Raw genomic sequence first — 24,694 nt, forward strand, 5'->3', positions numbered from 1 at the left:
GTTGACGATGAGGGAATACCGATGACCGTCTATCTATTCGCGAGCATTACGCCCAAGCCCGAGCATGTCGCCGAAGTGGAGACGCTGATGCGCGACATGGTCTCGCACACGCGCAAGGAGCCGGGCAACTTGCGCTACGACCTGCTGCGCCGCGCCGATGGCGCACCGGGCTTTTACCTTTACGAGACCTATGTCGACGAGGCCGCGGTGCAGGCGCATCGCGATAGCGCGCATTTCGTGGCGTACCGCGCGAAGATCGGTGCGTGGGTGACGGAGCCGCCCGAAGTGAAGCTGCTGAAGGGCGTGGACGTCGCGGACTGAGGCCGCGCTTCTTGCCGCAATCGTTGCGGCGATCCATTAACGCGCCGGATATCGCTTCGCAGCGGTGTCCGGCGCGTTTCTCATTGAGCGGCCGCGCGCCGCCTAGCCCGCCATATCGAGCACGACGCGGCCTTCGATCGCGCCGCGCTCCATGCGCGCGAACACGTCGTTGATGTTCTCCAGTTTTTCCGTGGAGACGGTCGCCTTGACCTTGCCTTCCTGCGCGAACATCAGCGACTCTTCGAGATCGAGCCGTGTGCCGACGATCGAGCCGCGCACCGTCACGCCGCCCAGCACCATGTCGAAGATCGGCAGCGGAAAGTCACCGGGCGGCAGGCCGTTCAGCGACACCGTGCCGCCCCGGCGCACCATGCCAAGCGCCTGCGAAAACGCAACGGGCGAGACCGCGGTCACGAGCACGCCGTGCGCGCCGCCAATCTCCTTCTTCAGATACGCCGCGGGGTCGGTGGTTTTCGCGTTGACCGTCACGGTCGCGCCGAGGCGTTTCGCCAGTTCGAGTTTCGTATCGTCGACATCGACGGCTGCGACGTTGAGCCCCATCGCGCGCGCGTATTGCACGGCCATGTGGCCGAGGCCGCCCACGCCGGAAATCACGACCCAGTTGCCGGGGCGCGTGTCGGTGACTTTCAGGCCCTTGTAGACCGTCACGCCGGCGCAGAGCACGGGTGCGATTTCGATGAAGTCGATATTTTTCGGCAGCAGGCCAACGTAATTCGCGTCGGCCTTGGCGTACTGCGCGAAGCCGCCATTGACCGAATAACCGGTGTTCTGCTGCTGCTCGCAAAGCGTTTCCCAACCGCCGAGGCAATGTTCGCAATGGCCGCATGCCGAGTAGAGCCACGGAATGCCCACGCGATCGCCTTCCTTCACGTGCGTGACGCCCGCGCCCACACCCACCACATAGCCGACGCCCTCGTGACCGGGAATGAACGGCGGCTGCGGCTTCACGGGCCAGTCGCCGTGCGCGGCGTGCAGGTCCGTGTGGCACACGCCGCAGGCTTCGATTTTCACCAGCAGCTCGCCTGGCCCCGGCGTGGGGACGGTCACTTCCTCCAGCACGAGGGGTTTGCCAAATGCGCGGACTACCGCGGCTTGCATCGTCTTGCTCATCGTCGGGCTCCTGTCGAAGCTGAGTGGCGGCGCGCGGCCGGATGCGTTGCGCATCGCGGTGTCGCCGCACGTCCGCCTGCCTTTCGAGTTTGAAGGAAAGGATTGTCGTGTGCGATGAACTTGCTCAATAGTCGGTAGTAGAACGGCTGTGAAGGTTTCGAAAGAAACTGCCGTTAATATTGAATAAGGTTTGGTAACGACTTCGTTGCACGAATTCAGTGAGCCCGATGCAGAACGACTCCCTTTACGAGCGCGCCAGTGAGCGCCATTTCGCCGGCGACCTGCCGCGCGCGCGTCAGTTGTACACGCAATTGCTCGAAGCCGACGCAGCGCACGCGGGCGCGATGTTTCGCCTCGGCGTGATTGGTCTACAGGAAGGCGCGCCGGCCGATGCGATCGGCTGGCTGCAGCGCGCGCTCGCCATCGAGCCCGGTCAGCGGCGCTATCGCGAAGGCCTGGGGCAGGCCTATGCCATGGCCGCGCGCCACGCCGAAGCGGCGCAGATCTATCGCGGTCTGCTGGCGGACGACGCGTCGTCGGCCGATCTCTGGTGCGGGCTCGGCGCGGCGCTGCAGGCGCAGGGTGCGCTGGCGGAAGCGGTGGAGGCGTGGCGCGCGGCACTGGAGCGCGAGGCGAACCGGGCCGACGCCTGGAACAATCTCGGCAATTGTCTGCGTCTGCTGGGCGATTCCGGCGAGGCTCAGGCCGCTTACCGTCGAGCGCTCGCCTTGCAGCCGGGCGATGTCAACGCATTGACGAACCTCGGCACGCTGCTGCAGGAAGCGGGGCAGGACGAGGAGGCGCTCGAAAGCTTGCGCGCCGCGTTGGCGGCTGCGCCGGAAACCGCCGTCGCGATGATCAACCTCGGCGTGCTGCTGACGCGTCTTGAGCGTCTGGACGAGGCATTGCCCCTGCTCGAACGCGCGGTGGCCATCGAACCGCATATGGCGCATGCGGCCTACAACTATGGCGTCGCGCTGCAGGCGCGCGGCCGTTTGCGTGAGGCCGAAGCGCAATATCGCCGCGCGCTGGCGCTTGACGCGGCGCATGCGGAAGCGGCGAACAACCTTGGGAATGTCTGCCGCGATCTCGGCGATTACCCGGCTGCACGCGAAGCGTACGAAACGGCTATCCGCGCCCGGCCGGATTTCGTCGACGCGTTCAACAACGCCGCCAACCTGATGCGCACGCTCGGCAGCCTCGACGAGGCGCAAGCGCTCTTGCGCCAGGCGCTCGACCTCGATCCGTCGCGCTCGGCCACGCTCAACAATCTGGGCAACGTGCTCAAGGACTGCGGGGACCTGGGCGAAGGCATCGAATGCTTTCGCCGGGCCGTGGCGAGCGAACCCGGCAACCTCATCGCGCACAGCAATCTTCTGTACGCGTTGTCGTTCCAGGCCGAAGACCCGCAGGTGATTCTCGACGAGGCGAGACGCTGGTCCGCGCAGCACGAAGCGCCGCTCGGCGTGCAACGCACGCGGGCGGCTGTCGAACCCGCGGCGGGAAGGCGCTTGCGCATCGGTTACGTATCGGGCGATTTTCGTGAGCATTGCCAGGCATTGTTCATGACGCCGCTATTTGCCCACCACGACCGCACGCGCTTCGAAATTCACGCATATTCGAGCGTGGTCAGGCCCGATGCGACGACCGCACGTCTCGCCGCGCACGTAGACGAGTGGCACGACGTGCGCACGTTGAGCGACGCGGCGCTGGCGGACCAGATCCGTGCGGACGGCATCGATATCCTGGTCGATCTCACGATGCACATGTCCAATGGCCGGCCTCTGCTGTTCGCTCGCAAGCCGGCACCGGTGCAGGTCGCCTGGCTCGCTTATCCCGGTACGACCGGCATCGGCGCGATGGACTGGCGGCTCACCGATCCGTGGCTCGATCCGCCTGCACACGATCGCCACTACAGCGAAAAGTCGTGGCGTCTGCCGCACACGTTCTGGTGTTATGACCCGCTTGCTTCGGAGCCCGAAGTGAATGCGCTGCCGGCATCGAGCGCGGGATACGTCACGTTCGGCAGCCTGAACAACCCGTGCAAGCTCACCGATACGACGCTGAACCTGTGGGCCCGTGTATTCGCGCGCTTGCCTGCGGCGCGCCTCGTGCTCATGGCCGCCGAGGGCGAAGCGAGGCGCGGCCTCGTACAGCGGCTTGCGCGGGCAGGCATCGCCCCGGCGCGCGTGCGCTTCCTGCCGTTCCGGCCGCGCACGGATTATCTGCGCAGTTATCACGAGGTCGATCTCGGGCTCGACACGTTGCCGTACAACGGCCACACCACCTCGCTCGACGCGCTGTGGATGGGGGTGCCCGTCGTCACACGCATCGGGCCGACCGTGGCTGGGCGCGCGGGCTTGAGCCAGCTCGCGAACCTCGGTCTTACCGAATTGGCCGCCGATTCCGACGAGGCATTCGTGGAGACGGCGGTGAGTCTCGCGAACGACTTGCCGCGCCTCGCGAATCTGCGCGCGACGCTGCGCGAACGCATGGTGCACTCGCCGCTCATGGACGGAGAGCGGTTTGCGCGCGGCGTCGAAGCGGCGTACGACGCCATGTGGCGCGCTGCAGCGCAATAGGGCCATCTGGCGCGTAAATACGGGCAACTGGCGGCCGAGACCCAGCCGAACGGCCATCCAGCGTGCTGTATAAATATACAGTAGAATCCTAGCCTGACAGCCAGGGCCGCGCGCCGATTCCCCGCGCGCGCCGCGCTGCAAGTTGCCGGGCCGCGCCGCGTATTTGCCCCATTTCGCGCGCCGTCCGGCCCCACGCGTGTGATCCAGCCGGAATGCCAGCGCAAGTGAGCGAAAACCGATCCATCCGAATCCGATGGATGGGAATCACGCAACGCGTTGATTGACAACGGATTTAAGCGGCTGATCCAAAATAAATCCAATATCGATCCAAAATAATCAGCCGACTTTTACCTCGCTCCATTCGGTTCCACGGCTGTCGCGATAGAGCGCGGTCATCTGCGCATTCTTGTGGCCGAGCAGCGCCTGAGCGAAATCCGCGCCCCGTTCATTGCCATAGAGGCGCGCCGCGAGCGAGCGAATCTCGTGGAACGATGGCGGCGTTTTCCCCTCCGTCGTCTCGATCTCGGCCAGCTCGCGAAACTTCACAAATGCGGTCGTGAAGCCGCCGAGCTTCGGGCTGTCTCCTGGCTTCGCGGTGCCCTTGCTCATGACGTGGTGGATGACGTGCTTCGAGAGGATCGCGTCGCGGCACTCGCGAATGACCTCTTCGATCGTCAGGCCGTCGAGCGCAGCGAGGCCAAGCGTCACAGGAATTTTCAGCTTCGTCTGGCCCTTGCTCTTCGATTGCTCGACCCAGAGAAAGCCGTCCTTGATGTCGGAGAACTTCATCTTTTTGATGTCCTCGCGCCGCTGGCCAGTGAGCAGCGCGAGGAGGAAGGCGCGCGCCGCCCACGACATCCCGAGGTTCTCGCGTGCCTTCGCGACGATCTTCTTGAATTCGTCCAGGCTCAGACGTTCGCGCTTCACGACTGACTTGCGCCGGCGGATCGCGATCGCCGGATTCTTGCCCGCCTCGAGCTTGCCGGCGCCGATCGCCTCATTGAATATATCGATCAGGCGCGTCTGGATCTGGCTGCTGTGCGAGCCACTCACGCGCTTTTCCTCGGCCGCGATGTAGTCGGCGACCTGCTTCGGCGTGATCTTCGATATCGAGGTCTGGGCGAAGGGCGCTTTCTTGATCGTGCGCAGATACGTTTGCACCGTCATCACCGATTTGCGCGTGTTGCCTCGCTCCGTGTAGATCTTCTCGTACTCGTCGCAAAACACGATGAGCGTGTCGTCGGCGCCGTCGATGCGCTGGATGAGGCCGACCGCGCCCTTGCGGCGTTCGAGCTCGGCGTTCGCGACGCGCGCCTGCGCGGCCGCTTCCTTGAACTCGCGACCCAAGCCCCATACCGACCCGTCTGCCGGATTGCGGTACCAGTAATAGCCCTTCGAATTGAGATAGAGGTTCGCGGGCCAGCTGCGCCGGCTCGCGATCCGTCGTCTAGCCGCGGCCATTCGTCATCCTTTCGATGCGCTCGGCGACCGGGTCAACGTATTCGGCATCCGGGCGGCAGAAGTACTCGCGGCCGATCTTGCGGGGCAGCGGTCGAATGCGACCGTTCTTGATCCAGTTACGCAGCGTGTTGCGGTGCGGTTGATGGTCGCCGAATACGCGGCTTGCCCACGATTTTACGGGGATGAGCTGTGCTTGCATGATGCCTCGCGTGCGCTGTGGATCGGGTTAAAGCAATTCTCGGACAACTTCGCCGGTTTCGACGAAGTACCAGTCCGAGTCCGTCAGGTTGTTAATCAGAAAACGTTCGAAATCGGCTGGCGGGGTGGCGCGTTGGATGCGTTGCCACTTCGCTGGCGGACCGCGCCACGTCGGCGAGACGCCGGCGGCGCGTGCCGCGGCCAAGGTGTGATGTCCGTCGACGAGGATCCGGTACCGACGGCCGCGCAGCTCGAGCTCGGCCACGCGGACGATGAACACCCGGAAGCGCCCGGCCTTGTCCGCGACCTTCGCGGGGTCCAGGAAGCGCTGTGACGAGATGAGCGGGGCGATCTCGGCGCCGGCGGCAGGTCTCATCACTTCGCCCTGTGGATGAGCCCGGTAGGCGTGCGCTCGACCGCCGGCGGATTGTCGCCGGGCAGCCGCTTCTGGTTGTCCATGAACGTCGAGCCGCCGATCGCGTCGGTCGCCTTGATGTATTCGACCTCGACCTTCGCCGTATCGACGAGCACGCTCGCGACGTGCGCGACCGCCTTGGCACGGTCGATGTCCATCGGATTGTCCTTGTCGCGAAGCGCCGCAAGCGTCTGCATCAGGTGCTCGCGCATGTCATTCATCGTGCTCACTGTCCTTCTCCTTCGCCTCGCGGGCGATGCGGTTGACCTGCCGCGTGATCGCGCCTTTGAGCTGGACCAGCTTCGCCAGCTCGGGGCTGCGCGCCCGCGGATGATTGCGACGCGCCATCTCGCCGCGGTGGACGAGTTCAAGCGCATCGATGGTGATTTCGTCCAGCACGTTGGTTCGGCGCCCGGGCAGGAACGCCACCACGTGGCTGTCCGGTATCGGGCCGTTCGCCGCTACCCAGACGAGACGGTGCACGGCAACCCAGCGCCGTGCCGGCACGAGATTCGGATCGTCGGTGACCTTCTGCTCGAGGTAGCCGTCCTTGCTCAGCCGGTAGCTGCCGATCGGCACATAGTTGTGCTGCGCCGCGCCGCTCATCTCGCCTTTCTTGAACTGCGTGCGGCGTGAGTTCGGGTGCTGGCCGGCAACGCCTTTAGTGCCAGCGGTCCAAGGCACATGCCCGGGCTTGAACTGCGTCGCGATCATCGCGGGGTGCGTCCGTCCGCGCTGTATGCGCCCGGATTTGTCGGACTCGTAGAAGGCCTCCGATTTGTGCAGCCCGAGCCCGCTTGCCTTCGAATAGACACGAGCCTCGCTCACGCCGAGCTCGGCTGCGATGTCCTTCGTCGGCCGATCGGCGTATTCGCGCGTCAACTTGAGGAGATCCTCGGGGCTCCAGGGCTTGCCGTTCACGCGATGACTCCCATGTCGTGCATCTGGCGCAGCTGCGTCGCGACGTCGGCGGCAACATCGAAGAACTGGAGCGCGCCCTTGCATTCGACGAACGGCACCGGCTTCACATCGTCGAGACGGAAGCCCCATTGGCCCTCCATGTGCCAGGTCGAAGTTCGTTTCGCCGACGGAATACAGTCAGTGAGGGTCGCGGCGCCGATGATCCCGCCGCGGTGAAGCTTTTCTTGCCCGGGCAGTGCGATGTCGATATCGAAGTAGTCGAGAAAGGCCTCGACGTCGTCATACTCGGCGCGCGTCATCGTCTTGCTCGCGTGGATCAGGAATCGTCCGCGAAGTCGTGTCGGCCAAGTGCGGTTCTCGATGTCTTTCAGCTTGCAGGCCTCGATCGCGACTTCGCGCGCCGCGCCGGTCAGGTCGGGGCGCACGATGAGCCACGCCCACGGCTGGCGGATTGACAGGGCTTTCATCGAGGATCCTCGCCGTAGCTCTTCAGGAAAATGCTCTCGCGCATGCTGATGCCGCGCGAGTTGCATATGCGGATGACAGCGATCAGGAAGCTATCGATGTGATTGCCGGCGCGAGAGAGGGCGTGCAGTAGGTCCATCTCGAAGCCGCGGTCCTTCGCCAGCTCGCAGGTCGATCCGCGATCGCCGCGATCGTATTCGACGGTCGCAACCATCGACATGCCTCTCGGCCGCATCTTGTTGGCGAGTTCGAGCAGCGCCGGCGCGATCTCGTCGTCGTAGAACTTTTCGTTGTCGGTCACGGTGCCCCTCGCGGGAATTCGTCGTGCGTGCGGCCATCAAGCATGCGGCCGGCAGCTTTCTTGCCAACGCGGTCCATGAGCATTCGGCCATCGAGGCGTACGTTGCCAGCGGCGGCAAGGCGCTCTTGCTGGTCGAACGGTGGCATGTAGCCCTCCGACATCAGCAGGAACTCACCGGCCGGCAGCACACCGGCGGTGTCCTGACAGCCAGCACGTTCGCCCCAATCCTCGTCGGTCCACTCGCCCCACTGTTTGTACAGAAATGGCACGCCTGCCGCTGCGCATTGGTCGCGCAGCATGCGCGGCCACGTCGGATGCATCGGCCGGGAGCCGGGCCCGCTCTCGCCGCCGGCGATCACCCAGTCGACGTAGTCGTGCGTGTCGCGGCGATGGATGGGATCAGACTTGTGGCCGCCGCAGCGGCCGCAGTAGCCGTCCTCCATCTGTTTGCCTTGCACGAACGCGATGCAATGGGGAAATGAGGGCGTCAGATATCCCGCGATGTCGACGGGCCCGCGCAGCGGCTCCATGCTCAGGAATTTCACGTGCGCCGGCGTTGCCAGCAGCTTCGGAATATCGCGGTCGGCCTCTTCCTGGTTGACGACTGTGATACCGAGCCAGACATTGCGCTGGCCAGCGCACCAGTCGTGCGACTTCAGCATGCGCATGGCATTGCCGATGCGCTTCGTCAGCAGCAGCCAGTCGAGGTTCGGCGTCAGCTCGATCAGGTCGAATAGGTCGATGCGCCACCGCGGGTCGACCTCATTGTCGAAAACGTCAGCGAGAGAGGCACAGAACACACGCTGGCGGCGTCCGTGAGCTGCGAAGAACTCCGCGTGTGCCTTGTTCCAATGCAGCGGCTTGCGCCAGTTGCTGGCGGATGTGCGCCGGCGCGGCGCGCCTGGGCCCCAGTTGGTCGCCGTGCCGCCGCCGAAGCGCGCATTACGCGCCTCGGCATAGCAGTGATCGCAGCCCGGGCCGACCTTCGTGCAACCCTCCCAGGGATTGAACGTGTGGTCGCACCATTCGATTTTGCTGTTCTCGCTCATTCGATGCTTCCCTGAAGTGACGCCGCGCGGCGTTCCGCATACCACTTTTGCTGCCAGTCCATCGCATCTGCATGCGGGCCGAGCTCGCCCGTGATACGGCGGCGCATCGCCATGGCGCCACACTGGCGCCAGGTGATCTCGATTGCGCCGGCGGCGACAGCGATCGCGCGCTTGCTAAGCGCGATGTCGTAGTGGCTGTCGTGCTTCGGAGGCGCTTGCCACCAACGCCGAGCGACGCCGATCCGATCGGCCATCGCGTGCAGCTCGGCATCGGTATCCGCGATCATGTGGCACATCACCATGCGGCCGTAGGAGGCACGCATGTCGTCGACGTAGACGGTCATGGCCCCACCCCCGCGCGCGCCTCGCCGAGCCGGTCAGCGACCGATTTCGCGAGGTCCGGCGACGAGTTGCCGTATTCGTAGCTGCGGAGCGCGTTGATCGCGGCGAGCGTCAGTCGATCGCCAATCGGCTGCGCATCGTGCTCATTGGCGGCAAGCAGCTTTGCCTTCGCGATCGGCTGTTTGAGATTCCAGAGGAACGCGCAGAAGTTCGCGACGTCGCGCGGGTCTCCCTTCGAAACGTGCTCGCGGAGCATGTGTGATAGGTCTTCCGGATCGCATTCCTGCCAGCCACTGCGACCCTTGGCCCGCGCCTGCGCCAACTTCTCCTTCATGGCTGCGGCGAGCGCATCGACCGCGAGATCGTCGGAGTGCGGCGCTGCCGCATCTGCGGCGACGGTAGGCGTAGGGGCGGCGTCGCGAGCGCTTAAGCATTCGAGCGTGTCGTCGAGAGACAGCTCATCATTGAGAACCTTCCAAAGGTGTTCCAGATGAACGCGGTTCATGCGCCCGTTCTTGTCGCCGTACTCATCGAGCAATCTCGCCGCTTGCCGGGTGCGCACGTCCTTTCGGTCGAACTCGGTGGTGATGTTTAGCAGCCAACGCAACGCATTGATGCCGCCAAACACACTCTTCGCCAGTTCCTTGCGCGGGCTCGGCGCTACCGCAGCAGGGGCGACGAGTCGCGCGGCATCGGCGGCGGCAAGCTTCGGGAACGTCTCGGCGATGATTGCCATCTTGCAGTCGCCGGCCGTCGCTCCGAATTGGTCAGCGTGCGCCTGTATATAGTCGAACGCGGGCGCAAGCGTTGCCATCGCGCTCGCATAGAGGTCTTGCCACGGGTTTTGCGCAGCAGGGGCGACGGGAGCGGCGAGTGCTGCTTCGAGCTCGGCGCCGACCGCTTTCAAACGCTCGATGTTCTTTTCGGTGTACATGTGCTCGAGCGCTCGCGTGGCATTCGCGTGTCGCTGGACGAGCGTATGTGCCCGGTCAGATTGCGCCGCTTCCGCCGCATCAGAAGGGGCGAGCGCCACGCCGCGTGCGAGGCCGATACCGTACATATCAATCGAGCCGTCGGCCATGAAGAGATGCCCATATCCCGCAGCGCGGAGCTTATCGGCGATCTCTTTAAACGAGCGCTCGGAGATCTCGAGCGTCGAAACTGTGTGTGTCATCGTTTCCTCACTTCGGCCAACTCATATCTTCGAGCGCCAACTGATTGCCCGGCATGACGACTTCGGATGCTTGAATCATCGAGAGCTCGAGCTCCGGTGCAGCGCCAGCGATATAGCGCATGTGTCGTCCGCCGAATTGGCGGTTGCACGAAATAGATTCGCGCATGAGTTTGAGGACCTGCATCGCCTTATCGGCGTCGAGCAAGTAGTGCTCGTAGCCGATCCGGATGCACGCGATATCGCGGCTCAGTTGGCGCTTCGATCTCGTCGCCATATCATCGACTCCCTGACGGGTCGTCGACAGCGTGGCCAAGGCAGCCGTGCTCTTTGTGATCGAAGTTGTCGCACGCGCCATAGGGAATGAAGTTGTGGCCCTTCGACAGCTCGTCGATCAGGATCGACTTCGCTTCATCGGCGGACATCGTGCGGCCGTCATCGCGCTTGAACATGCCGCGGAAGTCGCTTTTCTTCCAATTCGTCAGCGCGCCGCGCACGTCGAGGCACATGTGGAAGCGCCTCTTTTCGGAAGTGATCATGCCGGCGCTCCATTGGACTGAGACGATCGAGCGCGCGCGGCTTCGCGCCATGCTTCGATATCCTTCACGCCTTCCTTGCGCCAGTTGGCTCCGTGACGTAGCACGAGCTTCACCATCCAATGCAGCACGTGCGCCTGCTCGTCTTCAGCCTTTTTCTTCACGTCGATTCCGGCCGCGCGCATCGCCTGTGCAATGGAGATGCATTGAAAGCACATCCAGCCGAGGACTTCGCGCAGCTCGGGCGTGAGCTCATCGGGGTAGGTCGGCAGCGGACATGCCTCGAGTGCCGCGCGCGCGGCGCGCACGTTGTCGGCCGAGCCGAAAAGCGTGACGCCAGCAACCGTGCAGATGACTTCATCGGGCCCGACGCGAAGCGTCGAACCTTGGTCGCCATCTATGGGAGAGCGGTTACCTTTATCCTGTGTATCCATTGACTGTTCCTCCATACTGACGCGCTAGCGCACGCGATGCTGATTACGCTCGATTGCAACCTTCCCGATCAGCACGCACACCGGCTCATCGCGATCGCATGACACCATGTCGGCGAACGACTGAACGAGCGCATGCAGCTGCTCAGTCGTCGGATCTTTCGCGAAGAGATAGCGTCGGCTTTGCTCCAGGAAGGCCTCGCGCCGGCGCTTTCGTTCGACGTTCATCAGTTGCCTGCGACGCGATAGTTGGCAGGCTGCGTGTCGGTGCGCGACTGCAGTTCCTCGGGCTTCAGTGCGCAGTCGAATCCCGCGGCGAGATAGGCGTCATAGACTTCTTTCGACACCTGGCATCGGATGAGCACTGCGGCCTTCTGCAGCTTTGCCTTCACGTCGACGTCTTCAGTGACTGTCGACTGACGGACCGTCTCGGCGGCCGCGACCTCGAGCTTGCAATCCTGCAGGCTGTGCGAAGCGCCACCGACGAGCGAAACGCCGGCGACAGCGCCTCCGAACTGGACCGTCTGTCCGCAATTCATCTGCGAGAAGCTAGCCGCGTATGCGCCGAGAACAGGCGCCGATACGTTGCGCACGGTCTGCGAGGTATGCTCCGGCTCCTGGCTGAACTGGATGGTTCCTTGCGCGGTCGAGGTCGATGCCGAGTTCTGCGTTGCGCTCGCCGATGTCGACGTCTGTGCGATTGCGCCGGCCGCATGAGCCAGGAGTACAATCGACGCCGCGATGATGAAATTCTGTTTCATTGTTGTCACCCCCAACGGTGGTTGCACGGGGCCTTCGGTATTAGCCGTACCGAAGGCCCTTTTCATCAGTTGCCGTAGGAATAGCTGCCGTTGACGTTCGAGTAGCCGTACGACGAGACGTCGGTGCCGACCCCCGACTTGCTGTCGCCATAGCCGCTGCCGTTCGTATAGCCGCCTGCGTTCGCGCTCGAGGTGCTGCCCGTATAGCCGAACGAACCCGACGCGCCGGCGCCAACGCCGCTCAGGCCATATCCACCGACACCCGCGCCGATCGCTGTGCCGCCGATGGCATAGCCGCCGCCGCTCGAATTGCTCCACTGCGACGAATAACCGTTGCCGTTCTGGCCGGCTTCGGCCTGCGAGCCTCCCGACGTGCTGACCGACGAGCCGAAACCACCGCTGAACGAGAACGAGCTCGTCGCGCCGTAGTTGCCATTCCCGTTGCCGTTATTGCCGTTGCCATTGCCGGCGAAAGCGACGGGCGCCGCGACGAGTGCGAGGGCTGCTGCAAATGCAAAAGTGATGCGCTTCATGTAGATCTCCGTAGGTTGGTTTTGCGCGGTGGTCCGGCCGCGCCCGGTCCTTCAAACCTTTTATGTGAGCTGCTCGCTGCTTCCTGCCTTGCGATCGCGCTCGAGCTGCAGCGCCGCGCTGTATGCATCGCCGAAGCGACGCAGCGCGTCGAGCGAACCTCTTACGCTCGAGTACTGCTGATTCCCAATCACTGCGTCGAGCTGCACAAACATACCGGCAGTGCGCGCGAGTTCGATGAGTTCTTCGTTCATGGCCGACCCGTGTTGGGAAAGGGCCAAGCCGGTTCGCTGCTATTGAAGATCTCGGCAGGCGAAGGCTTCTTCGCCGCTTTCTTCGCGATGACGGGCTTTAGCGCAGCGGTGACCTTCTTCGCAGGTGCCTTTTTGGCCGCGACTTTCTTCGCGGGCGCCGGCGCGGGTTTGGTAGGTGCAGCTTTCGCGGTGGGCTTCGGCGCAGCGGGAGGCGTCTTCTTCGCCGGCGCCGGCTTTTCCTTCGGCTTTGGGCGCATGTCGGTCTCGACCTGTTTGCGCACGACGCCCGGGTCGATGCCGCGCTCGCGCGCGATCGCCTCGAGCAGCTCAGGCTTGCCGGTCGAATAGGTCGGCGCGACGGATTCGTCGATCAGCGCGATATCCATCACTAGCCGGCCGAGCGCTTCGGAATCGGCCGCGATCTCGTCGACCTTCTTCGCGAAATCGGCTTCGCTGATGGCGGTCTTGCCCCAGTCGTAAAGCTTGCAGAGACGTTTCTGGTTTTCATTCCACAGACGCCGATAGAACGTGACGGCGACGATCTTCAGGTCGAAGTCATCGAGGCCGGTGCCGTCGTGCGCCTCGCGCACCTGACGGAAGAGCTCGCCGCGATATGCGTCGGCTTTCTTCTTCTTCGCGAGCTCGGCCGACTGCGACGGGTTCGAGGCCCCAGCGCTGCGCGCTTCGATGCCCTTATCGGCGAGCGCCTTCTTGAGGTCAGCCTTCGGCATGACGTCGATCAGCTTGCCGTCGTGCGGGCTCTCGAGAAGCGCCGCCGCCTTCACGCCCTTGGCACCGATGATCTGGCGATAGGAACGGCGCTTCGGATCCTCGTAGCAGGTGTCGTCGAGCTTCACCAGGCCGCCCTGCAGCTGGCTATATTGGTTGGGCAGAGCGGCCTTCGCCTCTTTGCCGGTGATGACCGTGCGCCCGGCGGCTTCTGCGTCAGCGCGCTTCTGTACGGCCGCGGCTTCGCGCTTCTTCGCAAAGCACGCAGGATCCGTGCAGATCTCTTTGCCGCGCACGTCTTCGAACAGCTCGGGCTGATTCCCGGTGCGCTTTGGGCACGGGCCGCATGCGCCGGCCGCGGGCACGAGCGCGGCGTCGGCCGTCTTGAACGGCGCCTGATCGAGGCGCAGCATGTATGTGCGCTCGATGTGTTCCGACGCCGCCTTGACTGATCGCGGCTCGCCGTTGATGTACGTCGCGGTCAGCTCTTTCGCCGCCTTGTCCTGCAGGTCGGTGGGGAGGCGCGCGATCATCAGCGCGGTTTTCGCGTTCAGCTTCTCGTCGAAGAACAGCTTGCGCGTCTGCGCATTGAGCGCGCACAGCTTCAGGCGCTGCGCGACGTACGTGCGGGTCTGGCTGACCTCGGTCGCGATCTGCTCGAGCGTGTGGCCGCGATCGGAAAGCACCTTGTAGCCGTCTGCTTCTTCGAGCGGATGAAGGTCGCGGCGCTGCAGGTTCTCGACGATCTGGATCTGGAGTACTTCGTCATCCGTCAGATCCCGCACGAGCGCGGGGATCAGCTCGAGCTCGACCACGCTCGCGGCGCGATAGCGGCGCTCGCCAGCAACGAGCTCGAACAGGCCGGGCTCGTCAGGCCACGGCCGCACGAGCACCGGCTGCAGGATGCCGTGCTCGCGTACGCTCTCGACGAGCTCGAGGTGCTCGGCCTCGGGGAAGCGCTTGCGCGGGTTCGTCGGCGACTTGCGGATACTGTCGAGCGGCAGGAAGTCGATGGATGCCTGTTCGGTCTGCACGAAATAATCTCCTGATCTATTCGGGTCATTCACGCTCATTCAAGAGCGTTCAATGCACCACGCGGGCGTCGGCCGGAGCCTGAGTGGGCGCGGTCGCGCCGAGCACGGCTTCGAAGATCCGCGCGAGTGCCGTCGCGCTGAATCGCGGCTCAGGCGCGCCAGCGGTCGCTGCTCGTGCGCGGTAGAGCTCAAGCGCGTGGCGCCACTCGGCGTTGTCGGTGCCGGGCTGGACCAGCAGCGGCATCCAGTTGCCGGCGCCATAAATGCGGTCGTACGAAGCGAAGAGGTCACGGCGGGTCTCGTTCACCGGGATCGAGATCGAGGGATCGACGTTCGCGCCGAGCTCGTGCGCGCAGCCCATCGCATATTCGTGATGCGGTTCCGTCTTGGGGTCGAACACGATGGTGGCGACGCGTCGGCCGTCCTCGCCGAGCGCGGTCATGTGCATTGCGAGATCGGTGGGGCGGGTATCGTTGAAGATGAAGATCGTTTTCATGGCTTCGCTCTCTTCGAGTAATGCGTCATGCGCTGGCGCTTGGCGGCGCGCAATTGCGCGCGTGCGATTCGGTATGCGTCCCTGAAGTCCATGCTTCCGTCGTCGACGGCAGCGAACAGCTGGAAGAGGGTCGGGGCAGGCGTACGCCTCCTAGGCCGGCGCGTTTTCATCCTCGAACCCGAGCCGCTGCGTGGTGCCGCGGCCAGCCGGCAGATCCTGCAGAGCACGCTTCAATTCCCACGTGCCGATCGGCTGCACGCGCAGCTGGCGGACGAACAAGCGGGACGCGGCCTCGTCGAGGAACGTGATCCCGTAGATCGCACCCTTGCCGAATGCCTTCGTGAAGGCCTGCAGCGCGGGCTCGTCGTCGGTGGCTTCGCACGCCGGCACGTCGACGCGCACGAACGATTCGCCACCAATCGTGAGGTCGGACACGCGGCCCGCAATGCGTTGGTGTCCGAACAATTCAATCAACGCCCACTGCTCGAATTTCTGCTCACTCATCTCGAATCCTTAAAAAATGGGGCGCTGTACGAGCCGCCGCCGAGAGCACGCGGTCGGGGAAATTGCCGCGCACCTGAGAGCCTGATTAGTTGGGCATCGCGATCGCGGCGCCAGTCGAATACGGAGGGAAATAGCGCGTCGCCCGGGCGACGGCCGTGTCGAGCTCGAGCACCGCGGCTTCGCCTTCGTCGTGCGCGAGGTCGTAGAGTGCGGGCAAACCGGTTTCGAGCGCCGCGCGCACCTCGTCGCGGTTCGCCAGACGGCCCTCGCGGTACCAGAACGTCTGCTCGGGCTCGCCCATACGGAAGATCACGCCATTGCGGACGCTCACGGCCATCGAGTCACGCGTGACCCAGACGAGCGCGACGCCCGGGTTGTGCTCGAACATCGTTCCGGCGGGTGCCTGCTTATTCACGGGCATTCCCGAGTCACGGCGCGAGGCGCGCGGATTGACGATGAACGGGCAAACCTGCGCGGCGAACTTCGCGCACTCGACGTGGCAGGGCGGCTCGCCGGACGTGCGGCTCACGGCCGACGTCGGCCCGATCACGAATGCCTTGTACTGGCCCAGCTGCGTGCCGCAGATCCAGCAGCGCTTGTAATAGATGCATGTCGCGAACTTCTCGGTGTCTGCGACGCGAAAGTCCGGCTTGCCGTCGATGCGGGCGACAAAATACGGAATCGGATAGCCGCGGGAATCCAGCGGCAGCGCGCGCATGCGCACCGGAATTTCCGGCAGGCCCTGCCGGAGCGCGATCGACGTCATGGAAACCCCATGCGGAAGGCGCGCCGCGGCCGCGCCTCCGTCAGAGCCCGATACATCGTTCGCGGGGGCGGAAAAGTGGGCGTCGTAGCGCTTCGCGACGGCGGTCATTGTCCAGGCGACGCAGCCAGTGGCCACGGTGGCGAGGCCGAGATATCCGAGCGTGCTCATGTCATTCCTCGTCTGCGTCATTGGCTGCGAGTCGCTTCAGATCGACGATCTGGTCGTCGAACGCGAAGCACGTTTGGGTGCGGGACTCAGCGCGGGGCGTCACGTGACGGCCGACGTGGCGCTGCGGGCGGCCGACGATCTGCGCGCGGACCGCGGCTTGCACGGCGGCGCGAACCGCGGGATTGAGCAGCGCTTCGTCCGGCGCGCCTTCGACGCCGAGCGTGCGGCACGCTTGCGCGAGCAGCTCGTCGGGGAGGCGGGTGGGCGTCGGGCGCATTTCAGTCTCCTCGCGCACAAGCGAGATGTTGCAAGCCAGCACCGATGGCGAGAGCCTTCGCGACTTTCGGAAACTTGACGCTCAGGCCGCCGCACAGACAGGCGACGAAATATTCCGTGCGGTTCGCGTCAGGCACCTTCCGAGCAAACTCGTCGGCCGATTCGGCCGCGCGCTGGATACAGTCGAGCAGCTCGCTTTGCAATGTCGGTTTCATCGCGACCTCACAGGCAACGGGTGAGGGTGCACGTCGTGTCGCCGGCATCGACGCGGTCTTCGTATTGCTGCCAGCCCGTGTAGAGCAGATAGGCGAAGAGCACGCCGAGCACGGCGAACACGTTGCGAGCGATGCGAAGAGTCCGGACAAGAGCGCGGACGCCGCGCGCGCCGGCGCGGGGTGCTGCTGCGCTGGCGGTGGGGTTGGCTTGCTGTTGCTGGGACATCGTTCGCTCCACGTTGGGATCTGATGGAGCGAAATATAGATGTTCCGATATTCACTGTCAATCGGAAAATCTATATTTGTGTGCGAATATCGGTTTGACGGTGGAAGTGCGCGTCGTGAGTCAGTCGCCGAAGCGGCCGGAATGGACTTCTAGGAGGTGGTTTGATACTTCGAGCACGATCCGCAGCAGGGCAAGAGCGTGAACACGCCGCACGATCGGCGTGGGGAATTTCACGGTGTCGCCTAAGATCTCGATACTCAGGGAACTGCGAGGGAGGGAGCGTTTGCGAGACGTCGGAGGCTTGCGCTTGCGCTCCCGCCGGCGGCGGAATGCCACCAGATCAACCACCTTTCCGCTTGTGCCCTCGTGCTCCCCGTTCATCTTCGGCGTGCCCCGCGTCGCGACTCGGTAATGCGCCTCTCAACGCCTCGGTCACGTTTTTGTCGAGCGAAGATTCTGCGTCTGCTTCATTCTTTTCTAAAGGCCGAACAGAGGGCAAAGTACCCGTTTTAAGGCGAGATAGCGTGAATACCATGTCGCGAAGCGGCAAGAGTTCTTCATCCAGGCCGTTCGCGTCGGCCTCGATTGCGGCAATGATCAGCCGCGCGGCGCCGTCGCCGAGAACGCCGTCCCGGCGTGCGGCGAAGATAGTGTCGCTAAGATTCGGGTCTCTTCCCAGGGAGTTGGGATCCGTAGCTGGCTCACGATAGCCCCAGTCAGGTGCCGTCTTGGGCCCCTTTCCCTCGGCCAGCCATTCAGGCGTGACGCTGAGGGCATACGCAAGCCTGACGGTTTGCGCGGTTCCCTCGGTGTTGCCGTTTTCGAGATCGGAAATGGCTGCCTGCGTCAGCCCGACGCGCTTGCCCAGCTCGATCTGTGTGAGTTTCGCGGCCTTTCTGGCCTCGCGGAGTCGTTGCCCAAATTTCATATAGGGATTCTTATACAAGGGCGCATAGATTTTCCGATTGACTAAAAATATCGGAACATCTATATTTCTGCGCATGACTCAAGATCCCGACCTCCAGAGCATGGTGCACCGGCTTATCGCAGCTGGGCGCACGCAGCGAATGATCGCCGACCGGCTTGGCTGCAGCCAGCCGACCGTCTCCGACATTGCCAACGGAAAGATTGGCAAAAAACGGCCGGCGTACTCGCTCGTCAAGGGACTCGTGGATCTCATCGCTGAGCTCGACGACGCGGCTCAACCCGAGGAGGGGAACTGAATGAAGCTTTTGTGCGGATTCGTGCTGCCGGCCATCGAAATCGGGCTCGGCTGGTTCTGGCTGGCGGGCGGCTCCAACGTCGCTGGTCGCCTGCTGACGTTTTACTGGTGGCTCGGTGTCGCGATTACGTTCGGCCTCGCCTTCCTGTTCGTGCTCGCCGCGCTCGCGAAGCGCCCGGTTCCGATTCCCGGCTCGACGCGCGCGCATCGCGTCTGGTCTCGCACGCTGCTGTTCGCGCGCGTGATCGCACAGGTTGCGATCGGCTGCACATCGCTGGCGGTTTTCACGCTCACCGGCTGGCTGTTTGCGAGACTCGCTGTCCTGCTTGCGGCCGAAGAAAAGAAGCCCGCGGGGGCGTGAATGGTTGAGCGCTCGCTGCACGAGATCCTCGCCGACGTTATCGATGCTGGCCATCGATACCCGGCACTCCAGCTGGAGATCCTGCATTGCCTCTACGAAGGCGAGCGACTCCGCGAGGGACTGTTTAGCGTGGACTGCGACGCAACCTCGCGTGGGTCGAGCGCCGGCGCGGAGTTGACCGTCCTGACTACGAAGCTGTGGCCGACAGATTGGCTGTTGCAATTCGCGCGCGCTGTTAGCTGCGGCGTTATGCCCGAGGCGGTACTGCCGACGGCGGATGAATCGAATGGACATGTGATCTCGCGTTCGCGTGGGGAACATGAAGCGAATTTAATTACCGGTGCGTTCATGCGCATTCCTGAATATTTGAATACGGAGTAAACCCTTATGAATGCCGTTGCCCAGACGGTCCAGAGCATGCTTCCGCGCGTGCCGATCGTCGAAAAACTCTTACGCGATGCGATCTCGGATCCGAAGAAGAAGCAGGCGATCCTCGAAGCCACTGGCTGGGACGTCTCGATGCTGTCGAAGATCCTGTCGAACACGGCAGGCATCACGCTCGAGCACCAGACCGCCGTCATCGACGCGCTCGACCTCGTCATCGTGCCGAAGAGCTACATGGAGTACCTCGCTCAGGGCAACGTGATCGGGAGCAACTGCCGTTGCGCACGCATGAGCATGGGTGCGTGCGGCGCGGCCGCGTAAGAGCAGGGCCAGCAGTATTCAATTCGTCGTTTCACTGCGCGGGGTCGCAACGCATGTCGTTTCATCTTTCGAATCTCGCCTGGGATATCGAGCTTCGCGGACCGCAGAAGCTCGTTTTGCTTTGCCTGTCGCATCTGAGCGTGCAGAGCACGCGCGAGTGCAGTGTGACGATCGCGCGCCTGATGGTGCTGTGCGGCATGTCGTCGAGCGGCGTTCGCCAGCAGATCACGTCGTTGGTCGCGCTCGGCCTCGTCGAAGAGCTGCGCGACGGCCGTCAAACCTTCTACCGCGTGAACGTCCATGTGCGCGATGAGCGAGTCTAGAAAGGCACCGGGGATCAATGCCGGGCTCGTCGACGCCGCGATCAGGCGCCACGTCGATCACCGCGCGAACCTCCTGATTCCCGAGGCCTCTGTCCGCTATTCGCTCGGCGCGCGCGGGCGCGGATTCGGCGAGTACCGCGCCGACTTCGTCATGGTCACGCGTGCGGGCTATGCCACCGAGCTCGAGGTGAAGGTGTCGCTGGCGGACTGGCGAAAGGATCTGTCGAAGCCGAAGTGGGTTGGCATGCCCGACTGGATCACGCGTTTCGTCTACGTCGTGCCCGAGCAGCTCGGCATTCCCGATTGGGTGCCGGCGCATGCTGGCGTGTGGCACGTATTTCCGACGCTCGTCGGTGCTCAAGACGCATGGAATGGCCCGCACCGACCAGACGGCTACGGAATCGTCGTGAAGCGCGCGCCGCACGTGCTCGGCCGCGAGAAGGTGCCGGCCGCCGTGATCGGCACCTGGCACAAAAACCTCTACTACCGTTATTGGGACCAGCGCATGACGCTCGAGCAGCGTATCCCGCGCAACGTCCGTGAGAGTGTCGTATGACGGCGAACACGCTGGGCGAGATCGATCGCCCGATTCCCTGTTACCCGTGCGCCGTGCGTGAGCTCGGCGCGCACGCCGCTGTGCTTCTCGGCTTCGTCCTCGATCGCCAGTCCCCAACTGGTGAAGAGCTCGACCTCACGCGCGGCGGATTCTCCAGCGGCACCGGACTCAGCTGGCCCGAATTGGGCGCCGCGCTCACCGTGCTGTGCAACATCGGCCTTTTCGCAACACGCCAGTCTGACGGGCTGATGTATGTGCGCGCCGACGTGGACGCTATCGCGGACTTCATGCGAAGGGCGCAGTCATGAAGCCATGGACATGGCGCCACGCCATTATCAAATCGAAGCTGCCGCCGACCACGCGGCACGTTTTGCTCACGCTCTCGTGCCATCTGAACGACCTTGGCGAGGACTGCTTCCCGTCAACGGCCATGCTGGCGGCCGAAACAGGGCTCTCCGAGCGGTCCGTATGCACGCACCTTGCCCTCGCCGCCGAGCAGGGTTGGTTCGTCGTGCGCAAGCACGGCTATGGCAAGCAGAAGTGGGCTCGTCACGAGTACTTCCCGCGCATTCCCGAGGGCTTCGAAGTTCCCGATCGTGATGATGGAGGCACTGAAGGAGGTTCAGTGCCTCAGAAAAAGGGGCGCGGAAAAAAGGCACTGAAGGAGGTTCAGTGCCCTGTGGATAAAGCCACTGAAGGAGGTTCAGTGCCTTCTCAAGAGGCACTGAACGTCGTGCAGGAAGGCACTGAACCTAACGACATAAAGGCACTGAAGGAGGTTCAGTCTAATACTGCAGTTAACCCTTCATTAGCAGCAGCAGACGCGAGCGCGGAAAACGACGCTGCTGCCGCTGCTCAAAAAACAGGCAACGGCGAAACGTCGCCCGACGCCGACGAGATCGCACCATCCGATGCCGAAGCGACGATGCTCGCTTGGATCGCTGCGCTGCCGAACTGCGAGGTTGACGCTCAAGCCGATCGCGTCCACGTGCTGACGTGGGTGGGGAGGGGCGTGACGGCCGCGCAGCTGGCGGATGCGCATCGCCGAGCAACGGGTCGCCGAAAGCTTGCGAGCGATAGCCGGCCGATCTACGCAGGGTTCCTCGCGCGCTTTGTCGACGAGGTGCTGGCGGCTTCGACCGCTGCTGACGCACCGGTGCCCGTTGAGGAGCCCTGGTGGAAGTCGGACTCCGGCACCGGCGCCCAAGGCAAACGCGTGCGCGTCGAGCGGCGCCCGAACGAATCGACGCCCGACTACTTGATTCGCGTGGCGCAGGCCTCAGGCCGCGGCCCATGGATCGACCACGTCCTCAAGAGCTGGCAGGGCAGTTCGCGCTACCAGCAGATCGTCGAGTTCTTCGGCGCCGAGCTTCTTCCAACGGACTTCTACGCATGATCAACAGCCCCCTCGGTCGCTTCGGCGGCATGGACGTGATCGTCCACCCACACCTCGACAACGTGCCGCGGATGACTGTCTCGACGCGGTTCGCGGAGCTCATGCCGGAAGAGTTCGTCGCCGATTTGAACGCGTGGATGCTCGAGTTCTTCGGCACGCAGAGCGTTGCATACCAGCTGCCCGGCAACAGGATCGCGATGGGCCCGAAGGCGTGGGCGGCGCTTCAGCTTCAGGAGGTCGCACGATGAACTGCGAAGCCGGCCAGATGGCCATCATCGTCGGGACGAAGTACACGCCCGAGAACCTTGGCCGCATCGTCGACGTCGTTTCGCGCGCGACCTACGGCGAGGCATTCGTGATGACGAACGGCGTGCTGATCCTGCTGGGGGATCCCGACACAGAGGTTTGGCGCATCCGCAGTGACGTCCCACTGAAGTGGCGCGCGACGAACGGCGAGATCTTCGAAGCATATGAGATCGCGACGGGCGATCGCTTCCTGCTTCCGGTCACGGGGCTTCAGCTTGAGGATGACGTGCGCGATGAGGCTACAGCATGAAAGTGAGCGAATTGAGCGGTGCGCGACTCGACTACTGGGTGGAGCGGGCAGCGGGTTCGAAATGCGCCGAGCTCTATTTTGAGAATGGCGCATGGCACGCGACGGACGCGGGCGTGAAGGTCTTCTATTCGCGGACATGGCGCCAGGGTGGCCCGATCATCGAGCGAAAGGGCATCAGTCTTGCATATGAAGACTCACCCAAGGTGTTGACGCCATGGTGTGCACGGAGTCGCGATGGAAAGGTTGTGATGTGCGCCGACGAAGCACTCGTAGCCGCAATGCGCTGCTATGTGGCCTCCGTCTTCGGCTTCGAAGTGTCGGACGAGGTGACGGCATGAAGGTCAGCGAGCTAAGCGGCGCGTTGCTCAACTACTGGGTGGCGAAGGCGGACGGGCTCCATGAGCCGCGTATTGCGGAATACACAGACGGATGCCTCCATTGCCTGCTACCCGGACAGCAAGTGGGCGAAAACCACTGGCGCCCCGAGCGCCTGTACTTCCCATCGGCGGATTGGAGCGTCGGTGGCCCGATCATCGAACGCGAAGAGATCTGCGTGAGAACGATGGCGCAGCTCCGCACGTTTCGGCCCGGCGAGCGGTGCTGGCGGGCGAACCATTATCACGGCGAATACCTGTCGACCGGGAGCACGTTCCTCGAGGCGGCGATGCGTTGCTTCGTCAAATCCAAATTCGGCGACGACGTGCCCGATGAGGTGCCGGCATGAGCTTCCTCGAAATCATTGATCGGTTGGTCGCCGCGGGCGTTCGCGTGGATACCTATCCCGACAACTGGCGTTGCTCGATATGCGACATGAAAGAGCCGCACGAGCACCGCGAGCGCGGCGCGGATGGCATGTGGCGCTCGCATGACTACGGATATGACGTGCGAGACGAGGCGTCCATCTCGAAGGTGGTGCGATGAAAGCGACGATCACAGCTGGCGGGATGCTCATCGTGGCACCCGAGAACGAGCTCGAGGCATACGCCCTCGGCAGATGGTCAGCAGTCAATCTGACGGACTGGTTCACCGGCACCAACGTACCGGAGCGCATGAAATTCATGGTGAATTGCGAGGCGTTCCCCGGGGCCATGGATCCGGTTTTGCCGGTTGGGTTAGTGCCGCGCACGAGGAACCCATGAGCAAGGGAACCATTCGTCTCCCCGCCAGCGCGATCACGGGCGGCCGCGTGGGCACGGCGCGGATCCGCGAACAGATCGCGAGCGCCGCGCGCGATCTGGCGGATACCACGCCCACGCCGCTTGACCCGACCATCCGCGCGCTCGCCGGCGCCATGGCCATGCCGACGCAAGCGGTCATCGACGGGTGGCGTGGCGTTTCCTACCCGACGCCCATCGAGCGCATGCAGCAGATCGGTCGCGAGTCGCGCGGCCGCCAGAACAAGCTCGAGACCGCATACGAGGACGAAGTACTCAAGACGCAGCTGCACGCCGGCGAGATCCTTTGGTACCGCTTCGAATCAATCAAATTGCGGCTGGCGGACCCGCACGTTCATCACCATCGATTTCCCGGTCATCACCGCGGCGGGCCAGCTCGAGTTCCACGAGGTGAAGGGCCGATGGACTGACGACGCAAGGGCCAAAACCAAGGCGGCCGCCAGCCAGTTCCCATTCCGTTTCATCGCAATTCAGCGCGACGGCCGCCACGGCTGGCGCACCGAAGATCTCACCAGCCGCAGCTGGTGATTTCCCCACCTCCCGGAGAAGCTCATGAGCTACGCAATCAATTTTACCGCGGCCAACAAGGCCGAAGCGAAACAGCGAGTCGCCGACGAAATGGCGAAGATCGTCGAGCAGCAGCGCTGCCACGCGAAGGACAAGGATGCCGCGATCAGCACGGCGCATACGTTCATCGACATGCTGGCGGACGACGAGACGATGGACGTGCGCGTCGACATGTACGGATCGGTCGGCTACCAGTGGACCGAGGCCGACCCGTATGGCGAATCGGCTGATGCCCGCTTCACGGCCGCTGGCGTGAACGTCAGCGCGCATAGCGTCACGCGCGCGATCGCGCAGCAGGGCGCCGAACAAGCATAACGCGAGGCCCTCCAACACCGCCGGCTTGCGCCGGCGGGTCCAATTTCCGCCCGGGGTGAAACAGATGGCAAACCGATCCAACATCAAACCCGCGCCGACGTGCGCTACGTGCCGTTTTGGCCAACCCTCTCCGCCATCGCCACGCATGCCGCGTGCGTGCCGCCATCCGCAGCTAGAGCATTTGCGCGATCCGGTGGATGGTTGGCTGCCGACCTGCAGCGCCGCTCGGGGCGG

The 24,694-nt window shown here is 63.8% G+C and carries 44 protein-coding genes; 18 read left to right on the forward strand and 26 right to left on the reverse strand.

Going from position 1 to position 24,694, the window contains the following annotated elements; translation table 11 throughout:
* The first annotated feature begins 21 nt into the window (after window positions 1-21).
* Entirely contained in the window at window positions 22-321 is a 300-nt protein-coding gene (locus BFD71_RS26875; protein WP_069267363.1) for a putative quinol monooxygenase, read from the forward strand.
* 102 nt (window positions 322-423) lie between these two features.
* Here the strand turns inward: BFD71_RS26875 and adhP are convergent, their stop codons facing one another.
* Window positions 424-1,452, reverse strand: a complete 1,029-nt coding sequence (adhP, locus tag BFD71_RS26880) for an alcohol dehydrogenase AdhP (RefSeq protein WP_069267483.1) — start codon at window positions 1,450-1,452, stop codon at window positions 424-426.
* 227 nt (window positions 1,453-1,679) lie between these two features.
* On the opposite strand from adhP, the gene BFD71_RS26885 reads away from it, so the two are divergent.
* Window positions 1,680-4,034, forward strand: a complete 2,355-nt coding sequence (locus tag BFD71_RS26885; protein ID WP_069267364.1) for a tetratricopeptide repeat protein — start codon at window positions 1,680-1,682, stop codon at window positions 4,032-4,034.
* Window positions 4,035-4,370: 336 nt separating this feature from the next.
* Here the strand turns inward: BFD71_RS26885 and BFD71_RS26890 are convergent, their stop codons facing one another.
* From BFD71_RS26890 to BFD71_RS27010, 25 genes are all read right to left on the reverse strand, one after another.
* On the reverse strand, window positions 4,371-5,495 hold the full coding sequence (locus BFD71_RS26890; protein WP_069267365.1) for a tyrosine-type recombinase/integrase: 1,125 nt from the start codon (window positions 5,493-5,495) through the stop codon (window positions 4,371-4,373).
* The gene (locus BFD71_RS26895; protein ID WP_069267366.1) at window positions 5,482-5,694 is read right to left on the reverse strand and encodes an excisionase; all 213 of its coding nucleotides are present in this window, start codon (window positions 5,692-5,694) and stop codon (window positions 5,482-5,484) included. The genes BFD71_RS26890 and BFD71_RS26895 overlap by 14 nt, the downstream gene beginning before the upstream one ends.
* A 27-nt stretch (window positions 5,695-5,721) precedes the next feature.
* The gene (locus BFD71_RS26900; protein WP_069267367.1) at window positions 5,722-6,069 is read right to left on the reverse strand and encodes a hypothetical protein; all 348 of its coding nucleotides are present in this window, start codon (window positions 6,067-6,069) and stop codon (window positions 5,722-5,724) included.
* A complete protein-coding gene (locus BFD71_RS26905) occupies window positions 6,069-6,329 on the reverse strand; it encodes a hypothetical protein (protein ID WP_069267368.1) in 261 nt (86 codons plus the stop codon). The genes BFD71_RS26900 and BFD71_RS26905 overlap by 1 nt, the downstream gene beginning before the upstream one ends.
* A complete protein-coding gene (locus BFD71_RS26910; RefSeq protein WP_069267369.1) occupies window positions 6,322-7,029 on the reverse strand; it encodes an HNH endonuclease in 708 nt (235 codons plus the stop codon). The genes BFD71_RS26905 and BFD71_RS26910 overlap by 8 nt, the downstream gene beginning before the upstream one ends.
* Window positions 7,026-7,454 (reverse strand): hypothetical protein, encoded by a 429-nt coding sequence (locus tag BFD71_RS26915; protein WP_256094943.1) that lies wholly within the window; start codon window positions 7,452-7,454, stop codon window positions 7,026-7,028. Before BFD71_RS26915 ends, BFD71_RS26910 begins: the two co-directional genes overlap by 4 nt.
* Before the next feature lie 38 nt (window positions 7,455-7,492).
* The gene (locus BFD71_RS26920; RefSeq protein WP_069267371.1) at window positions 7,493-7,795 is read right to left on the reverse strand and encodes a hypothetical protein; all 303 of its coding nucleotides are present in this window, start codon (window positions 7,793-7,795) and stop codon (window positions 7,493-7,495) included.
* A complete protein-coding gene (locus tag BFD71_RS26925; RefSeq protein ID WP_069267372.1) occupies window positions 7,792-8,844 on the reverse strand; it encodes a phage Gp37/Gp68 family protein in 1,053 nt (350 codons plus the stop codon). Before BFD71_RS26925 ends, BFD71_RS26920 begins: the two co-directional genes overlap by 4 nt.
* A complete protein-coding gene (locus BFD71_RS26930) occupies window positions 8,841-9,188 on the reverse strand; it encodes a DUF4031 domain-containing protein (RefSeq protein WP_069267373.1) in 348 nt (115 codons plus the stop codon). The genes BFD71_RS26925 and BFD71_RS26930 overlap by 4 nt, the downstream gene beginning before the upstream one ends.
* Window positions 9,185-10,360: a hypothetical protein gene (locus BFD71_RS42315; protein WP_069267374.1), complete on the reverse strand. Its 1,176-nt coding sequence runs from the start codon at window positions 10,358-10,360 to the stop codon at window positions 9,185-9,187. The genes BFD71_RS26930 and BFD71_RS42315 overlap by 4 nt, the downstream gene beginning before the upstream one ends.
* 7 nt (window positions 10,361-10,367) lie before the next feature.
* Window positions 10,368-10,634: a hypothetical protein gene (locus BFD71_RS26940; protein WP_069267375.1), complete on the reverse strand. Its 267-nt coding sequence runs from the start codon at window positions 10,632-10,634 to the stop codon at window positions 10,368-10,370.
* A 1-nt stretch (window position 10,635) separates the two neighbouring features.
* Window positions 10,636-10,896 (reverse strand): hypothetical protein, encoded by a 261-nt coding sequence (locus tag BFD71_RS26945; protein WP_069267376.1) that lies wholly within the window; start codon window positions 10,894-10,896, stop codon window positions 10,636-10,638.
* A complete protein-coding gene (locus tag BFD71_RS26950) occupies window positions 10,893-11,342 on the reverse strand; it encodes a hypothetical protein (RefSeq protein ID WP_141710809.1) in 450 nt (149 codons plus the stop codon). Before BFD71_RS26950 ends, BFD71_RS26945 begins: the two co-directional genes overlap by 4 nt.
* Before the next feature lie 9 nt (window positions 11,343-11,351).
* Complete coding sequence (locus BFD71_RS26955) at window positions 11,352-11,552, reverse strand: hypothetical protein (RefSeq protein ID WP_069267378.1); 201 nt, start codon at window positions 11,550-11,552, stop codon at window positions 11,352-11,354.
* Window positions 11,552-12,085 carry a hypothetical protein gene (locus BFD71_RS26960; protein WP_069267379.1) on the reverse strand — a complete coding sequence of 178 codons (534 nt, stop codon included), beginning with the start codon at window positions 12,083-12,085 and terminating at the stop codon, window positions 11,552-11,554. The genes BFD71_RS26955 and BFD71_RS26960 overlap by 1 nt, the downstream gene beginning before the upstream one ends.
* A gap of 65 nt (window positions 12,086-12,150) precedes the next feature.
* Entirely contained in the window at window positions 12,151-12,618 is a 468-nt protein-coding gene (locus tag BFD71_RS26965) for a hypothetical protein (RefSeq protein ID WP_069267380.1), read from the reverse strand.
* A 60-nt stretch (window positions 12,619-12,678) separates the two neighbouring features.
* The gene (locus BFD71_RS26970) at window positions 12,679-12,870 is read right to left on the reverse strand and encodes a hypothetical protein (protein WP_069267381.1); all 192 of its coding nucleotides are present in this window, start codon (window positions 12,868-12,870) and stop codon (window positions 12,679-12,681) included.
* Complete coding sequence (locus BFD71_RS26975; RefSeq protein ID WP_069267382.1) at window positions 12,867-14,633, reverse strand: ParB/RepB/Spo0J family partition protein; 1,767 nt, start codon at window positions 14,631-14,633, stop codon at window positions 12,867-12,869. Before BFD71_RS26975 ends, BFD71_RS26970 begins: the two co-directional genes overlap by 4 nt.
* 49 nt (window positions 14,634-14,682) lie before the next feature.
* Window positions 14,683-15,129 carry a hypothetical protein gene (locus tag BFD71_RS26980; RefSeq protein WP_069267383.1) on the reverse strand — a complete coding sequence of 149 codons (447 nt, stop codon included), beginning with the start codon at window positions 15,127-15,129 and terminating at the stop codon, window positions 14,683-14,685.
* Between the two features lie 150 nt (window positions 15,130-15,279).
* Window positions 15,280-15,633, reverse strand: a complete 354-nt coding sequence (locus BFD71_RS26985) for a hypothetical protein (RefSeq protein WP_069267384.1) — start codon at window positions 15,631-15,633, stop codon at window positions 15,280-15,282.
* Window positions 15,634-15,718: 85 nt separating this feature from the next.
* On the reverse strand, window positions 15,719-16,567 hold the full coding sequence (locus BFD71_RS26990) for a hypothetical protein (RefSeq protein ID WP_256094944.1): 849 nt from the start codon (window positions 16,565-16,567) through the stop codon (window positions 15,719-15,721).
* A gap of 1 nt (window position 16,568) precedes the next feature.
* On the reverse strand, window positions 16,569-16,844 hold the full coding sequence (locus BFD71_RS26995) for a hypothetical protein (protein ID WP_069267385.1): 276 nt from the start codon (window positions 16,842-16,844) through the stop codon (window positions 16,569-16,571).
* Window position 16,845: 1 nt separating this feature from the next.
* Window positions 16,846-17,058, reverse strand: a complete 213-nt coding sequence (locus BFD71_RS27000; RefSeq protein ID WP_141710810.1) for a hypothetical protein — start codon at window positions 17,056-17,058, stop codon at window positions 16,846-16,848.
* Between the two features lie 7 nt (window positions 17,059-17,065).
* Window positions 17,066-17,284 carry a hypothetical protein gene (locus BFD71_RS27005; protein WP_069267387.1) on the reverse strand — a complete coding sequence of 73 codons (219 nt, stop codon included), beginning with the start codon at window positions 17,282-17,284 and terminating at the stop codon, window positions 17,066-17,068.
* A gap of 340 nt (window positions 17,285-17,624) precedes the next feature.
* On the reverse strand, window positions 17,625-18,287 hold the full coding sequence (locus BFD71_RS27010; RefSeq protein ID WP_069267388.1) for a helix-turn-helix domain-containing protein: 663 nt from the start codon (window positions 18,285-18,287) through the stop codon (window positions 17,625-17,627).
* On the opposite strand from BFD71_RS27010, the gene BFD71_RS27015 reads away from it, so the two are divergent.
* The 16 genes from BFD71_RS27015 to BFD71_RS27090 all read left to right on the forward strand — a co-directional run bounded on the left by BFD71_RS27015 (window position 18,286) and on the right by BFD71_RS27090 (window position 24,460).
* The gene (locus BFD71_RS27015) at window positions 18,286-18,507 is read left to right on the forward strand and encodes a helix-turn-helix domain-containing protein (RefSeq protein WP_069267389.1); all 222 of its coding nucleotides are present in this window, start codon (window positions 18,286-18,288) and stop codon (window positions 18,505-18,507) included. The genes BFD71_RS27010 and BFD71_RS27015 overlap by 2 nt on opposite strands.
* Entirely contained in the window at window positions 18,508-18,867 is a 360-nt protein-coding gene (locus tag BFD71_RS27020) for a hypothetical protein (protein ID WP_069267390.1), read from the forward strand.
* Window positions 18,868-19,248 carry a hypothetical protein gene (locus tag BFD71_RS27025; RefSeq protein WP_069267391.1) on the forward strand — a complete coding sequence of 127 codons (381 nt, stop codon included), beginning with the start codon at window positions 18,868-18,870 and terminating at the stop codon, window positions 19,246-19,248.
* A 6-nt stretch (window positions 19,249-19,254) separates the two neighbouring features.
* Window positions 19,255-19,572: a hypothetical protein gene (locus tag BFD71_RS27030; protein ID WP_069267392.1), complete on the forward strand. Its 318-nt coding sequence runs from the start codon at window positions 19,255-19,257 to the stop codon at window positions 19,570-19,572.
* Window positions 19,573-19,625: 53 nt separating this feature from the next.
* Window positions 19,626-19,895 (forward strand): hypothetical protein, encoded by a 270-nt coding sequence (locus tag BFD71_RS27035; RefSeq protein ID WP_069267393.1) that lies wholly within the window; start codon window positions 19,626-19,628, stop codon window positions 19,893-19,895.
* Window positions 19,882-20,451 carry a hypothetical protein gene (locus BFD71_RS27040; protein WP_069267394.1) on the forward strand — a complete coding sequence of 190 codons (570 nt, stop codon included), beginning with the start codon at window positions 19,882-19,884 and terminating at the stop codon, window positions 20,449-20,451. Before BFD71_RS27035 ends, BFD71_RS27040 begins: the two co-directional genes overlap by 14 nt.
* The gene (locus BFD71_RS27045; RefSeq protein WP_069267395.1) at window positions 20,448-20,759 is read left to right on the forward strand and encodes a hypothetical protein; all 312 of its coding nucleotides are present in this window, start codon (window positions 20,448-20,450) and stop codon (window positions 20,757-20,759) included. The genes BFD71_RS27040 and BFD71_RS27045 overlap by 4 nt, the downstream gene beginning before the upstream one ends.
* Entirely contained in the window at window positions 20,756-21,847 is a 1,092-nt protein-coding gene (locus BFD71_RS27050) for a helix-turn-helix domain-containing protein (RefSeq protein WP_069267396.1), read from the forward strand. Before BFD71_RS27045 ends, BFD71_RS27050 begins: the two co-directional genes overlap by 4 nt.
* Window positions 21,844-22,095: a hypothetical protein gene (locus BFD71_RS27055; RefSeq protein ID WP_069267397.1), complete on the forward strand. Its 252-nt coding sequence runs from the start codon at window positions 21,844-21,846 to the stop codon at window positions 22,093-22,095. The genes BFD71_RS27050 and BFD71_RS27055 overlap by 4 nt, the downstream gene beginning before the upstream one ends.
* A complete protein-coding gene (locus BFD71_RS27060) occupies window positions 22,092-22,403 on the forward strand; it encodes a hypothetical protein (RefSeq protein WP_069267398.1) in 312 nt (103 codons plus the stop codon). Before BFD71_RS27055 ends, BFD71_RS27060 begins: the two co-directional genes overlap by 4 nt.
* The gene (locus BFD71_RS27065; protein WP_069267399.1) at window positions 22,400-22,741 is read left to right on the forward strand and encodes a phage protein NinX family protein; all 342 of its coding nucleotides are present in this window, start codon (window positions 22,400-22,402) and stop codon (window positions 22,739-22,741) included. The genes BFD71_RS27060 and BFD71_RS27065 overlap by 4 nt, the downstream gene beginning before the upstream one ends.
* Entirely contained in the window at window positions 22,738-23,127 is a 390-nt protein-coding gene (locus BFD71_RS27070; RefSeq protein ID WP_069267400.1) for a phage protein NinX family protein, read from the forward strand. The genes BFD71_RS27065 and BFD71_RS27070 overlap by 4 nt, the downstream gene beginning before the upstream one ends.
* Window positions 23,124-23,324: a hypothetical protein gene (locus BFD71_RS27075; protein WP_069267401.1), complete on the forward strand. Its 201-nt coding sequence runs from the start codon at window positions 23,124-23,126 to the stop codon at window positions 23,322-23,324. Before BFD71_RS27070 ends, BFD71_RS27075 begins: the two co-directional genes overlap by 4 nt.
* A complete protein-coding gene (locus BFD71_RS27080) occupies window positions 23,321-23,542 on the forward strand; it encodes a hypothetical protein (protein WP_069267402.1) in 222 nt (73 codons plus the stop codon). Before BFD71_RS27075 ends, BFD71_RS27080 begins: the two co-directional genes overlap by 4 nt.
* Complete coding sequence (locus tag BFD71_RS42320; RefSeq protein ID WP_256094945.1) at window positions 23,539-23,988, forward strand: hypothetical protein; 450 nt, start codon at window positions 23,539-23,541, stop codon at window positions 23,986-23,988. Before BFD71_RS27080 ends, BFD71_RS42320 begins: the two co-directional genes overlap by 4 nt.
* Before the next feature lie 142 nt (window positions 23,989-24,130).
* Window positions 24,131-24,460 carry a hypothetical protein gene (locus BFD71_RS27090; RefSeq protein WP_069267403.1) on the forward strand — a complete coding sequence of 110 codons (330 nt, stop codon included), beginning with the start codon at window positions 24,131-24,133 and terminating at the stop codon, window positions 24,458-24,460.
* Window positions 24,461-24,694: the final 234 nt, after the last annotated feature.

This window comes from Paraburkholderia nodosa, assembly GCF_001718195.1.
Classification (GTDB): domain Bacteria; phylum Pseudomonadota; class Gammaproteobacteria; order Burkholderiales; family Burkholderiaceae; genus Paraburkholderia; species Paraburkholderia nodosa_A.